10 protein-coding genes are annotated in these 13,331 nt (G+C 70.1%); 6 read left to right on the top strand and 4 right to left on the bottom strand.

The genetic code is table 11. From position 1 onward, the window contains the following. Nucleotides 1-7: 7 nt before the first annotated feature. Nucleotides 8-2,836 (bottom strand): aconitate hydratase, encoded by a 2,829-nt coding sequence (locus tag RM788_RS10760; RefSeq protein WP_315931461.1) that lies wholly within the window; start codon nucleotides 2,834-2,836, stop codon nucleotides 8-10. Between the two features lie 155 nt (nucleotides 2,837-2,991). Here RM788_RS10760 and RM788_RS10755 point away from each other — a divergent pair, with 155 nt between their 5' ends. From RM788_RS10755 to RM788_RS10745, 3 genes are all read left to right on the top strand, one after another. Beyond that, nucleotides 2,992-3,750, top strand: coding sequence for an ATP-binding cassette domain-containing protein (locus tag RM788_RS10755; protein WP_315931460.1), 759 nt, complete (start codon nucleotides 2,992-2,994; stop codon nucleotides 3,748-3,750). A gap of 132 nt (nucleotides 3,751-3,882) precedes the next feature. Further along, a complete protein-coding gene (locus RM788_RS10750) occupies nucleotides 3,883-5,244 on the top strand; it encodes a hypothetical protein (RefSeq protein ID WP_315931459.1) in 1,362 nt (453 codons plus the stop codon). 65 nt (nucleotides 5,245-5,309) lie between these two features. Beyond that, a complete protein-coding gene (locus RM788_RS10745) occupies nucleotides 5,310-5,951 on the top strand; it encodes a hypothetical protein (protein ID WP_315931458.1) in 642 nt (213 codons plus the stop codon). A gap of 22 nt (nucleotides 5,952-5,973) precedes the next feature. Here the strand turns inward: RM788_RS10745 and RM788_RS10740 are convergent, their stop codons facing one another. The 3 genes from RM788_RS10740 to RM788_RS10730 form a co-directional block, all read right to left on the bottom strand. Then, entirely contained in the window at nucleotides 5,974-6,741 is a 768-nt protein-coding gene (locus RM788_RS10740) for a Tat pathway signal sequence domain protein (protein ID WP_315931457.1), read from the bottom strand. 169 nt (nucleotides 6,742-6,910) lie between these two features. Then, nucleotides 6,911-8,485 carry a flagellar basal body protein FliL gene (locus RM788_RS10735; protein WP_315931456.1) on the bottom strand — a complete coding sequence of 525 codons (1,575 nt, stop codon included), beginning with the start codon at nucleotides 8,483-8,485 and terminating at the stop codon, nucleotides 6,911-6,913. After that, entirely contained in the window at nucleotides 8,482-8,823 is a 342-nt protein-coding gene (locus RM788_RS10730; RefSeq protein ID WP_315931455.1) for a hypothetical protein, read from the bottom strand. Before RM788_RS10730 ends, RM788_RS10735 begins: the two co-directional genes overlap by 4 nt. Before the next feature lie 275 nt (nucleotides 8,824-9,098). On the opposite strand from RM788_RS10730, the gene RM788_RS10725 reads away from it, so the two are divergent. From RM788_RS10725 to RM788_RS10715, 3 genes are all read left to right on the top strand, one after another. Continuing rightward, nucleotides 9,099-10,634 carry an AMP-binding protein gene (locus tag RM788_RS10725; protein WP_315931454.1) on the top strand — a complete coding sequence of 512 codons (1,536 nt, stop codon included), beginning with the start codon at nucleotides 9,099-9,101 and terminating at the stop codon, nucleotides 10,632-10,634. Nucleotides 10,635-10,808: 174 nt separating this feature from the next. Then, nucleotides 10,809-12,134, top strand: a complete 1,326-nt coding sequence (locus tag RM788_RS10720; protein ID WP_399344957.1) for an NlpC/P60 family protein — start codon at nucleotides 10,809-10,811, stop codon at nucleotides 12,132-12,134. A 282-nt stretch (nucleotides 12,135-12,416) separates the two neighbouring features. Beyond that, nucleotides 12,417-13,310, top strand: coding sequence for an effector-associated domain 2-containing protein (locus RM788_RS10715; protein WP_315931452.1), 894 nt, complete (start codon nucleotides 12,417-12,419; stop codon nucleotides 13,308-13,310). The last annotated feature ends 21 nt before the right edge of the window (nucleotides 13,311-13,331 follow it).

Genomic DNA, 13,331 nt, shown 5'->3' with positions numbered 1-13,331 from the left:
CAGGATCCTAGCCGCGGACCATCTTGCGCAGCACGTACTGCATGATGCCGCCGTTGCGGTAGTAGTCCGCCTCACCGGGGGTGTCGATGCGGACGACCGCGTCGAACTCCACCTCGGAGTCGGCCTTGGTCGCCACCACGTGCACGGTAGACGGCGTGGAGCCGTCGTTGAGCACGGTCACGCCGGACACGTCGAACGTCTCCGTGCCGTCGAGGCCCAGCGACGCGGCGGTCTCGCCCGCGGGGAACTGGAGCGGCAGCACGCCCATGCCGATCAGGTTCGAGCGGTGGATGCGCTCGAACGACTCGGCGATCACGACGCGCACGCCCAGCAGGGCGGTGCCCTTCGCGGCCCAGTCGCGCGACGAGCCGGAGCCGTACTCCTTGCCCGCCAGCACGACCAGCGGCACACCGGCGTCGGCGTACGCGGCCGACGCCTCGTAGATCGTGGTCTGCGGCGCGTCGTCGGCCAGGAAGTTGCGGGTGAAGCCACCCTGGACGCCGTCCGCGCCGACGTCGGCGAGCAGCAGGTTGCGCAGCCGGATGTTCGCGAACGTGCCGCGGATCATCACCTCGTGGTTGCCGCGACGGGAGCCGTAGGAGTTGAAGTCCTTGCGCTCCACGCCGTGCTCGGTCAGGTACTTGCCCGCGGGGGAGTCGCCCTTGATCGAACCGGCGGGGGAGATGTGGTCCGTGGTGACCGAGTCGCCGAGCAGCGCGAGGACGCGGGCGCCCGACACGTCGGTGACCGGCTTCGGGTCCATCTCCATGCCCTCGAAGTACGGGGGCTTCCGCACGTAGGTCGAGTCCTCGGCCCACTCGAACGTCTTGCCGGTCGGCGTCGGCAGCGACTGCCAGCGCTGGTCGCCGGCGAACACGTCGGCGTAGTCCTTGGTGAACATCTCCGAGGTGATCGAGGTGGAGACGACCTCCGCGACCTCCTGCGCCGACGGCCAGATGTCGGCGAGGTACACCGGCTTGCCGTCCTGGTCGTTGCCCAGCGGCTCGGTGGTGATGTCCTTGTCCATCGACCCCGCGAGCGCGTACGCCACGACCAGCGGCGGGCTGGCCAGGTAGTTCATCTTGATGTCCGGGTTGATCCGGCCCTCGAAGTTGCGGTTGCCCGACAGCACGGACACCGCGGCGAGGTCGTTCTCCTGGATACCGGCGGAGATCTCGTCCTGGAGCGGGCCGGAGTTGCCGATGCACGTGGTGCAGCCGTAGCCGACCAGGTGGAAGCCGAGCTTCTCCAGGTACGGGGTGAGGCCCGCGCGCTCGTAGTAGTCCATGACGACCTTGGAGCCGGGCGCGAGGGTCGTCTTGACCCACGGCTTGCGCTCCAGACCGCGCTCGACGGCCTTCTTGGCCAGCAGCGCCGCGCCGATCATGACCGACGGGTTGGACGTGTTCGTGCACGACGTGATCGCGGCGATGGCCACGGCGCCGTGGTCCAGCTCGAACTCGGCGCCGTCGAGCGTCACCTTGATCGGGTTGCTCGGACGGCCCTGGGCGCCGTCGGCCGCCGAGTGGAAGACGCGCGGCTTCTCGCCGCCGTTCTCGCCCTCGCCCACCGCGATCGGGTCGCTGGCCGGGAACGTGTCCTCGATGGCCTCGTCCACGTCGGACTTCGCCTCGACGTCGCCGTGCGCCACGTACGCCTTGAGCGACTGGCGGAACGCCTCGCGGCCCGCGGTCAGCTCGATCCGGTCCTGCGGCCGCTTCGGGCCCGCGATGGACGGGACGATCGTGGCGAGGTCCAGCTCCAGCGTCTCGGAGTAGACGGCCTCGAAGTCCGGGTCGTGCCAGAGGCCCTGCTCCTTGGCGTAGGCCTCGACTAGCGCGATCTGCTCGGCGGACCGGCCGGTGAGCGTCAGGTAGTCGATGGTCTCCTGGTCGATCGGGAAGATGCCGACCGTGGAGCCGAACTCCGGGCTCATGTTGCCGATGGTGGCGCGGTTGGCCAGCGGTACCGCGCCGACGCCCTTGCCGTAGAACTCGACGAACTTGCCGACGACGCCCTGCTTGCGCAGCATCTCGGTGATCGTGAGCACCAGGTCGGTGGCGGTGGCGCCCGCGGGCAGCTCGCCGTGCAGCTTGAAGCCGACCACGCGCGGGATCAGCATCGACACGGGCTGGCCGAGCATGGCCGCCTCGGCCTCGATGCCGCCGACGCCCCAGCCCAGCACGCCGAGGCCGTTGACCATGGTCGTGTGGCTGTCCGTGCCGACGAGGGTGTCCGGGTACGCCTGGCCGTTGCGGGTCATGATCACGCGGGCCAGGTGCTCGATGTTCACCTGGTGCACGATGCCGGTGCCCGGCGGGACGACCTTGAACTCGTCGAACGCCGTCTGGCCCCAGCGCAGGAACTGGTAGCGCTCGTAGTTGCGCTCGTACTCCAGGTCCACGTTCGACTCGAACGCGTCCGGGCGGCCGAAGACGTCGGCGATGACCGAGTGGTCGATGACCAGCTCGGCCGGGGCCAGCGGGTTGACCTTCGTCGGGTCGCCGCCGAGCTGCGTCACGGCCTCGCGCATGGTGGCGAGGTCGACGACGCAGGGCACGCCGGTGAAGTCCTGCATGACCACGCGGGCCGGGGTGAACTGGATCTCGGTCGACGGTTCGGCCGTCGGGTCCCAGCTCGCCAGCGCGCGGACGTGGTCGGCGGTGATGTTCGCGCCGTCCTCGGTCCGCAGCAGGTTCTCGAGCAGGATCTTCAGGCTGTACGGCAGGCGCTCGGCACCCTCGACCGCGTTCAGCCGGAACACCTCGTAAGAGGCGTCTCCTACCGAGAGCGAACCGCGGGCGCCGAAGCTGTCCTTGCTCGAAGGTGCAGTCACGTCAACTCCATGCAGCGCAAGTCTGGTGGTTGGGAACAGGGCGAGTCTTGCGCACTCGCGCTGGTGGCGCAGTCGTTGCCCTCTGGTTTAAACAGTACGCGCGTCCTTTATAGGGCTTCAAGCCAGGCTCACCTAACTAGCGGCAGGATGTCCCGGTGATCCGATTGGAACGAGTGGGCAAGCGCTACGGTCGCGGCCCCTGGGTGCTCCAGGACGTCGACCTCACCTTCGAACCCGGCGAGCTGACCGTCATCGCGGGTGGGAACGGCTCCGGCAAGTCGACCCTGCTGAGGATCATCGCAGGTGTCACGTCCCCCAGCGGCGGACGGGTCGAGGGCAGACCGAGATCCGTGGGCTACCTGCCCGAACGCTTCCCGCCGGGCCTGCGGCTGTCCACCACGGCGTACCTGCGGCACATGTCCGCGGTGCGCGGGACGACCGGCGCCGACGTGCTCGACGCGCTGGGCTTCCGCGGCGACGCGGAAGCCCCGATCTCGACGCTGTCCAAGGGCAACACCCAGAAGGTCGCCATCGCCCAGGCGTTCCTGGCCGAGGACCTGCTCGTCCTCGACGAGCCGTGGACCGGCCTGGACACCGGTGCCGGCGCCGTGCTGGCCGAGCTGGTCGCCGCCGCCGACGCCACCGTGCTGGTCACCGACCACCGGGGCACCGCCCGCGCGCTGCCGGGTGCCCGCGAGGTCGTGATGCAGGGCCCCGCGGCCGCCACCGGCGTGGCCGTCGAGCTGGTCGGGGTCAGCGATCTCACCACCACCGTCATCGGCGACTGGGACGGCGTCCGCGTCCTGTCCGCCTCCGACGGCAGGCTCAGCCTGCTGGTCGAGACCGCCGTGAGCGACCGCGTGCTGGCCGACGCGCTGCGGATGGGCTGCTCGGTGAAGAGCGTGCGGACATGACCCCGGTCTGAACCGATCATGGTGATCCTCCTTGCGTTCCAACGACTTCGGGTCCGGTCGGGACGTTCGGGGGGTGGTGCGCGGTGGTCCGGCGCGGTGGGATCGGGGTCGGAGCCAACGGAGGTGCCGAGGATGTTGCGAACGCGGTTCGTGGTGTCGTTGCTGGGGCTCGTGCTGGTCGCGGGCGGCGCGCCCGCCGCGGCCGCCGATCCGGTCGGGGCGACCGACGTGGAGACGGCCGGGCGGGGGGTTCCGGACGACCGGCCGCTGCCGGGGTACACGGTCGACAACCCGCCGCTGGCGCCCGAGGCGGTGAACGGCAGGCCCAGCCGCGTGCTGCAAGGGGTGTACCGGCACGCCGCCTACACGATCGAGGTGCCGCCGAACTGGAACGGCCGCCTCACGATGTGGGCGCACGGCTACCGCGGCACCGGCAAGGTGCTGACCGTGGACCCGCCCGCCTACGGGCTGCGGACCACGTTGCTCCGGCAGGGCTACGCGTGGGCGGCCTCGTCGTACTACGACAACGCCTACGACGTCCGCGCCGGGGTCACCGGCACGCACGACCTCGCGCTGAGGTTCGGGCAGCTCGTGGGCAGGCCGAAGGAGGTGTTCGTCACCGGCGTGTCCATGGGCGGGCACGTCATCGGCCGGTCGCTGGAGCAGTACCCCGGCTTCTACGACGGCGCGCTGCCCATGTGCGGGGTGCTCGGCGACCACGAGCTGTTCGACTTCTTCCTGGACTTCCAGCTGTCGTCCCAGGCCCTGTCCGGGATCCGCGCCTACCCGACGCCCGCGGACTACGTGACCGCCGTCGTGCCGCGCATCCAGGCCGAACTGGGCCTGACCGGGCTCGTGCCCGGCGGTCCGGACACCACGAACGACAGGGGCAAGCAGTTCCGGTCCGTCGCGATCGAGCGGTCCGGCGGGCCGCGGCCGGGCGCCGAGAACGCCTTCGCCTACTGGAAGGACTTCGTGTTCGGTCTCGGCGCGCCGTCGACGAGCGACCGCCTCGCGGAGAACGCGGGCAGCCTCGTCACCAACCTGGCCACCCGCTACCGCCCGAACAGCCCGGTGGACCTGAACCGCGTCGTGCAGCGCGTCGCGCCCGAGGACCCCTACTCCCGCGCCACGCCGTCGCTGACCGAGATCCCGCGCATCACGGGCAGGCCGACCGCGCCGGTGCTGTCGCTGCACGGCGTCGGGGACATGTTCGTCCCGTTCTCGATGGAGCAGGCCTACCACCGCGACGTCGTCCGCAACAGCCGCGGCAAGCAGGTCGTCCAGCGCGCCATCCGCACGGTCGAGCACTGCGAGTTCGCGCCCAGCGAGGTCGGCGCCGCGTGGAACGCGCTGGTCGACTGGGTCGACCACGGCAGGAAGCCCGCCGGTGACGACGTCGACGCCACCTCCGCCGCGGGTTTCGGCTGCCGGTTCACCGACCGCGCCGCCTACCCGACCGGCACCCGCGGGATGTTCGCGCCCTGCCCGTGACCCCCTGACGACTCCGGGGCGTAGGGGGTCGACAATCGACGGATGGATTTTCGGGGCGGCACGCCGTGATCGCGTTGGTGAGGTACCTCGCCGTCGACGTGCTGAAGTCGCAGCGGTACCTGCCGCCGTTGCTGCTGCACTGCGCGGTGCTGGGGATGATGTTCAGCGGTGACGCCGGCGAGGCGCTGTTCGCCTACGCCGGGTCGTGCGCGCTGATCTACCCGGTCGCCGCGTGGTTCGGCGTGGTCGTCGCGACCACCGAGGACCCGACGCAACGCGCGGTCACGGCCGTGACCGCCGGTGGGTGGGGGCGGGTGGCGTCGGCGCAGGCCCTGCTGGGCGTGCTGGGCACCGTGCTGCTGGCGGTGCTCGCGACCCTGCTGCCGGTGTTCACCAACCCGCACCCGTACACGGTCGCCGTGGTGGGTCTCGGGTTCGCCGCGCACCTGGTGTGCGGGTTGACCGGGGTGGCCGTCGGGATGCTCTGCTCACGGCCGGTGATCGTCCCGTCCGGGCCGTCGCTGCTGGCCGTCGTCGCGATCGTGGCGCTGACGTTCAAGCTCGGTGGCGGCACGCCGGTGGGCGCGATGCTCGGTGGGCTGGCCCACCGGGACCTCGCCGCGCTGCCCGTCGCCGGCGGAGCGGCGGTGCTGCTGGTCGTCGTCGCGGCGGTGGCCGCGTGGCGGCTGGGGCCCCGCCGGGCGTGAGGCACGCCCGGCGGACCACCCGTCACGCGTACTGGTAGGCCTTCATGTCGCGCAGCAGCAAGTAGGTGTCGACGAGGTGCGCGGTGTCGCTGACCGACCGGTAGATGCCCCACTTGGGGCGCACGACGTCGTCCAGGTACGTGTCGCCGGTCTTGGTGGCGTCGATGACCGTCGAGCCCGCGTCGCGCAGCGCCCACCGGACCTTGCCCGCGCTGCCGTTGCCGATCTTCTGCTCGATCTCGACGTCGATCCACTTGTTCTGCAACGGCGCCAGGTCCACCGACCCGACGGTGATGTCCGGGCCGTAGATCTTGAACTCGATCTTCGGGACGCCGTTGGTGTGCCGCAACGACATCACGGTCAGCGGCAGGGTGCCGGTGCCGGGCATCTTCGTCTGGAAGATGTGCGTGAAGCTGGTGGTGGCCTTGAGGGTGCCGGGGATCCACATCTGGTAGTTCCAGCGCCACGTCTGGCCGTTCTTCACGGTCAGCAGCGACCCGTCCGAGCGCATGCCCTTGACCTCGCTGCGCTGCCGGTCGTCCTTGGCCTCGCGGTCGACCGTGTGCATGTTGAACCGGTAGTCGTTGCCCTTGACGTAGATGTGCGAGCCGCCGTGCGAGGTGAGGCCCCAGTCCTCCACGCCCTCGAACGCGGCCAGGCCCGTGCTCGACGCGGTCGGGCTCCACTTGAGCTGCCACGACGCGGCGCGCGCCCGGCCCGTGCCGAGAAGGGGTACCGCCGCTCCTGCGGCCAGCCCGGTGAGCACGGCGCGTCGTCCGATGTCGGCCATCGATGATCCTCCCAGATCCACGGGCGGCGGATTTGGATGGGCAAGGCTCTTTACGAATCCAAGCACCGGACACCGGTCCAGGTCAAGGACTGGTCTGGACCTGTTGCCGTCGGTGACGACGAACGCTCCGCCACCCGGAGCGGGTGACGGGGCGTTCGCGCTGGTGGGACTACTTGGCGAGCTTCAGCAGCTCGTCGATGTCCTTCGGCTCCAGACCCCGCATGAGGGTCAGGCTGACCTCGCTGAAGGAGCGGATGGGGCTGACGTACCACTTGCCGTCGACCTCGGTGGACACCAGGCCGATGCCGTCCTTGAGGACCCGCGTCCCGATCCGGCCGATGACGTCGAGCGCGGAACCGGGCACGCTGACGCCGCCCTGCTGCTCGATCAGCTGCGTGATCTCGTCGGCGCACAGCTTCTGGTCCTGGCCCTGCGCGGTGACCGAGTAGCAGTCGCCGGAGCGCACGATCTCGACCTTCTCGCCGCCGACGTCGACACCGAGCTTCCTGATCGTCAGCAGCGTGCCGCCGGTGACGTCCTTGGAGTCGGTCTCGAACGACGTCAGCTTCGCGCCCGTGGCCGGGACCCGGCCCGCCTGGTCGATCAGCACCGGGCCGACGTCCTGCAGCACGCCCAGCTCATCCGGCGGCAGCAGCGCGATGACCTTCGTGAGGTCGGCCGCCATGGACGCCTCGACCATGTTCTTGACCGCGGCCTCGGCCGTGTCCGCGCCCGCGGGGGCGATCGGGTTCGACGGCCACTTCAGCTTCTCCTCGTGGAGCGCGTTGTCCGCGATCGTGTAGAAGAGGCTCGGGTACCAGTCGCTGCCGACCTTGATCGACGCGATGCGGACCGGCTCGCCGTCGTTCGACTTCTTGATCTCCTCGGCGATGTCGACGGTCTCGGTGGTGGGCTTCTCGTCCTGCGCGCCCATCGCCTCGACCAGCTTGTCGGTGAGGGGGATCTTCTTGACGTCCGAGGTGAGCGTGATCCTGCCCGAGATGAGCTTGTTGATCACCAGGTGGTCGTTGACTTTCTCGGCGGCGCCCTCGTCGAACTTGACGTCCTCGGCCTTGAAGTCGACGCCGCTGATCTTGTTCGGGTCGGCGTCCTTCTTGAGCACCTCGAGCCGCTTGAGCTCGTCGACCGTGCCCGCGAGGTAGTCCTTGCTCAGCTTCGCCTCGCCGGGCGCGAGGCCGTTCATGATGCCGACGACGTCACCGCTGCCCAGCGCGCTGACGAGGTTGTTCGCCGCCGCCGCGGGGCTCGGCGCGCCCGCAGCCACGTCGTTGGAGTTCTTCAGCGCGTACACCGTCACGACGGCGCCCGCGGCGAGCGCGACCACGGCCACGACGGCGGTGATTGCGAGACCGGTGCGCTTCTTCTTCGGCGCCGGGCCGGAGGCGTAGCCGAACGGCGGCTGGCCGCCGGGGAACTGCGGCGGCGGCTGCTGGCCCCAACCCTGCTGGGGCTGCTGCTGGGGGAAGCCCTGGGGGTTCGACTGCGGGTAGCCGCCCGGCTGCTGCTGGGGGAAGCCCTGCGGATTGGACTGCGGGTAGCCGCCCGGCTGCTGCTGCGGGTAGCCCTGCGGGTTCGACTGCGGATAGCCGCCCTGCTGGGGGTTCTGCTGCCACCCGCCCTGCTGGGGCTGCTGCGGCTGCTGCGGGTAGCCCTGCTGGCCCGGCTGCTGGTGCGGGTTGTTCTGCGGGGGCCATTCGCCGCCGCCGCCACCTGGGTAGCTCACGGTGTTCCTCCTGGGGTCCTGATCGCTGTGCGGGTCGACGCGGTGAGCACGGTGATCGCCCCCGCGATCGCCAGCACAGCACCACAGAGGGCCACGGCGGGTCCGGTCGGGTTGATCCCGACCATCGCGCCCTCGTTGCCCCCTTGGACGGTGACAAGTGCCGCCACCGTTCCCGTGATGGTGCCAAAAAGAATTGTGGTCCACGCGGCGAATCGGCGAAGTCCGAACGTGAACAGCAACACGGCGACCACGGCGACGGGTGTCATCGAGACCCACGCCACCCTGATGACCTCGCCGGACCCGTTCCCGAGGCCCGCCCAGCCACGGAGTGCGAGCACTTCGTAACTGTCCCTGTTCACGGTTCCCGATCGCAACCACGGCAAGAACGAGCCCACCACAGTCGTTATCAGACCGAGAGCACCTGCTCCGCAACCAACGCGCATCACGCTCACCACGTCATGTTCCCAGCCTTTCCCGGCGCATTTTCACCCAACACGGGAAAATGGCCGCCGTGGTTCACCGGAGCGGTCGCGGGACGCCCGGCCCGGACATGCGGCGATACGGGCACGTGATGATTAGGGTTGGGGTCTGATCGACTGCGGAGGTGCGGCCCATGAAGGTTCCACTGACGATCGCGGATTTCCTGAGCCGCGCCGAACTGGTCTTCCGGGACACGACGGCGACCGTCGACGAACCCGACCAGCCCGCGGGCGCGGTGGCGACGACGACCTACGGCGAGATGGCCGTGAGGGCGCGCGCCTGGCAGGCCGGGCTGGACGCGCTGGGCGTCGGTGAGGGCGAGCGGGTCGCCGTGGTCAGCCACAACTCGGCGCGGCTGCTGGAACTGCTGCACGCCGTGCCGTCGAGCGGCCGGGTGTGCGTGCCGGTGAACTTCCGGCTCAGTCGGGAAGAGGTGTCCTACATCGTCGAGCACAGCGGCGCCTCGGTGCTGCTGGTCGACCCGGAACTCAAGGCGCTCGACGGGATCACCGCGCGGCACCGGTTCACCCTCGGCGAGGAGACGGAGACCGGGCTGATGCGGTTCGACACCGCGCCCCGGCCGTGGGGCGAGCCGGACGAGGACGCCACCGCGACGATCAACTACACCTCGGGCACGACCGCGCGGCCCAAGGGCGTGCGGCTGACCCACCGCAACATCTGGGTCGACGCGGTCACGTTCGCCATGCACACCCGCGCGTGGGAGCGCGACGTCTACATGCACGTGCTGCCGATGTTCCACTGCAACGGCTGGGGGATGCCGTTCGGGCTTGCGGGCCTCGGCGTGCCGCAGATCGTGCTGCGCAAGGTCGACGGCGCCGAGATCCTGCGCCGCGTGCGCGACCACGGCGTGACGCTGATGTGCGGGGCGCCCGCGGTGTGGAACAGCGTGCTGGACGCCGCGCAGACGTGGGAGGGCGAGATCCCCGGCCGCGACAAGGTGCGCGTGGTGTGCGCCGGGGCGCCGCCGCCGAGCCGGACGATCGCGCGGATGTCGGAGGAACTGGGCTGGGAGTTCCAGCAGATCTACGGCCTCACCGAGACCTCGCCGCTGCTCACGTTCAACCGGACCCGGCCGGAGGACGTCGACCTGCCCGCCGAGGAGCGCGCGCACAGGCTGTCCCGCGCGGGCGCCCCGGCGCTCGGGGCGCGGCTGCGGATCTCGTCGGACGGCGAGGTGCTGGCGCGGTCGAACGTCGTGATGGACGGCTACTGGGAGAACTCGCAGGCGACGGCCGACGCCATCGAGGACGGCTGGTTCCGCACCGGCGACGGCGGCTACCTCGACGACGAGGGCTACCTGACGATCTCCGACCGCCGCAAGGACGTGATCATCACCGGCGGCGAGAACGTGTCGTCGATCGAGGTCGAGGACGCGGTCTTCAGCCACCCGTCCGTCGCGGAGGTCGCCGTCATCGGCGTGCCGCACGAGAAGTGGGGCGAGACGATCAAGGCGCTGGTGGTGGTCGCGGAGGGCGCGGAGGTCACCGAGGCCGAGATCATCGCGCACTGCAAGGCGAAGCTCGCCGGGTACAAGGCGCCGACGTCCGTCGAGTTCCGCGACGACATCCCGCGCACGGCCACCGGCAAGATCCAGAAGTTCCGGCTGCGCGAGCCCTACTGGGCCGACCGGGAGCGCAAGGTGAACTGATCACGCACGGTGCGCATGTGACACGTCTGGTTGATGGTGCGCGTGTTCCCCCTGGAAGCGGCGGGGTTTGAGTGACACCCTCCCCGGGAACATCCGCGTTGGGCCGTTCGGCCCAACGCGGATGGGCTGAACGGTGGGAGGTGGCGCGTGAGCGCACGGCGGGCAGTCGCCCGGATGGTGGTTCCCGGCGTGGTGGCGGTGCTCCTCGCCCTGTCGATGGCCGGGCCGGGCCACGCGACCGCGCCGCCGTCCAACTCGAGCGACTCCGAGATCGACCAGGGCCGTGCCGACGCCGACGCGAAGGCCGCCAGGGTCGGTGAGCTGACCGGTCGGCTCACCGCCGCCGAGGCCCGGCTCCAGGAGCTGACCGACGACGTCGGGGCCAAGATGGAGGCCGCGAACAAGGCGCGCGTCGACCTGGAGACCGCGCAGGCCGACGCGGCACGGGCCGCGGGGGACGCCGAGTCCGCGAAGGTCGAGGCCGACGCCGCGGGCAAGGCCGTCGAGGACGGCCGCAACGACCTGGACGAGTTCGCCGCCGCCAGCTACCAGCAGGGCAGCACCATCGGCTCGATCAGCGCGTACTTCGGCGCCAAGAGCCCGGAGGACCTGCTGGCCCGCGCGCAGCTGCTGGAGGCCGTGTCCGGGTCGAGCCTCAACGCGATGGACACCATCGAGCGCAGCCGCACCGAGAAGGCGAACAAGGACTCGGCCGCCCGCGCCGCCCTGGACGTCGCCAACCAGAAGCAGACCGCCGCCGACGAGGCCAAGCGCACCGCCGACGCCGCCCAGGTCGTCGCCGTCCGCGCCCAGCAGGACCAGGCGGGGCAGGCCGCCGCGCTGCGCGACGACAAGGCCGCCGTCGAGGCCGAACTCGCCGAAGCCCTCGGCGCCGTCGACGGCCTCAACGCCCAGCGCGCCCAGTACGACGAGTGGCTCGCCGCCAAGCAGCGAGAGGACGACGACGCCGCCCGCCGCGCCGCCGAAGCGGCCACCACGCCCCCCGTCCAGGAGGACCCCGAGCCCGCCTACAGCCCGGCGCCCTCGTACAGCCCGGAACCGGAGTACGTCGCAGGCGACGGCGGTGGCGTGGAGACCGCCATCGCCCGCGCCATGGCCTACCTCGGCACCCGCTACTCGTGGGGCGGCGGCAACTACACCGGCCCCACCATCGGCATCCGCGACGGGGGTGTGGCCGACTCGTACGGCGACTACTACAGCGTCGGCTTCGACTGCTCCGGCCTGATGATGTACGCCTTCGCGGGTGCGGGCGTCTACATCCCGCACTACAGCGGCTACCAGTACACCTCCGGCCGGCAAGTCCCGCTGGGACAGGCCGAACGCGGCGACATGCTCTTCTGGGGCCCCGGCGGCGGCACCCACGTGGCCCTGTACCTCGGCGACGGCATGATGGTCGAAGCCCCGTACTCCGGCTCCAGCGTCCGCGTCTCGCCCGTGCGGTACGGCGGGATCATGCCTTACGCGACGCGGTTGTTGTGAGCGGTCGTCAATAAACGGGTCAAACCAGCCGCAGTTCTTCGGTGACATGATTTCCGCAATTTGGCGGTTTTTGGATACGCCATTCGGATGTCCAACCAAAGTCTCGCGTCGTAGCGGCGGGTCATGGACAACGATTATCGGGTCGCCCGAAAGGGCGAACCACCACCTGCACCTGCGGCTTGCCGGACGAACGAGGCCCAATGCGGCCACTCCCGCTCCGCCTGAGGCTAAAGTGGGCCCGGCGTACCCGCCTGGGCGGCGATTTCATGGGAGTGATGTGTCGTGGCCTTGCACCGGGCGATTGTTCTGGTCGACGTCGCGGGTTTCACCGATCCCGTTCGTACCGTGCAGGATCAGAATTCGGTGCACGCAGCTCTTTACAAGATGCTGGAGACCTCGTTCGACGAGTCCGGTCTCAACCTCAAGCAGTGCCTGGTGGAGGACCGGGGGGACGGTGCGATGGTCCTCGTGCCACCGGAGTTCCCGAAGAGCTGGCTCGTCGACCAGTGGCCCACCAGACTGCTGGCGGCGCTGCGTCGCCACAACGCGTTGCACGCCCCGCCCTCGCAGATTCGGCTGCGCGCGGCTTTCCACGCCGGGGAGATCCACCAGAACGACAACGGTGTGGTCAGCCAGGCTGTCAACCTGGCCTTTCGCATTCTGGACGCCCAGCAGGCGCGTGAGGCGCTCGCCGAGTCGGGCGGCCTGCTCGCCCTGATCGCCTCGGACCCGTTCTACCGGGAGACCATCATGGGCGACCCGGCCACCGACCCGGCTTCCTACCGGCGGATCGCGGTACTGGTGAAGCACACCGACGTCGTCGCGTGGTTGAGGCTGCCCGATCGCAGCGGCGCACTCCGGCCCGAGACCGCTCGCGGCGCTCTGCGGACGGGGAACGTGTTCGAACTGGTGGACGCGGTGCTCGCCGTCACGGCCATGCGGGACGCCGCGGGACGGCAGATGGTGCTGGACCTGCTGCGTCCGGATATCAGCACATCGGTTTTCCACGATTCCCGGGCGAGATTGCACGTGTTGGCATTGGTGCGCACGTGCCTTGGCCATGACGGTGGTTTGGCGGAACTCATCGGAGTGCTGCGCGATGTCGACGGTGACTCCTTGGCAGTGCGCCATCTGGTCGACATATCGTCGAACTGGTTGTCCCGACCGCCACCCTGAGACGGTCGGCCGGTCATGTTC

It is taken from the genome of Umezawaea sp. Da 62-37 (genome assembly GCF_032460545.1).
In the GTDB taxonomy this organism is placed as follows: Bacteria; Actinomycetota; Actinomycetes; order Mycobacteriales; family Pseudonocardiaceae; genus Umezawaea.
Note: the sequence above shows the minus strand (reverse complement) of the source record. Positions and strands in the feature narration are given on the sequence as shown.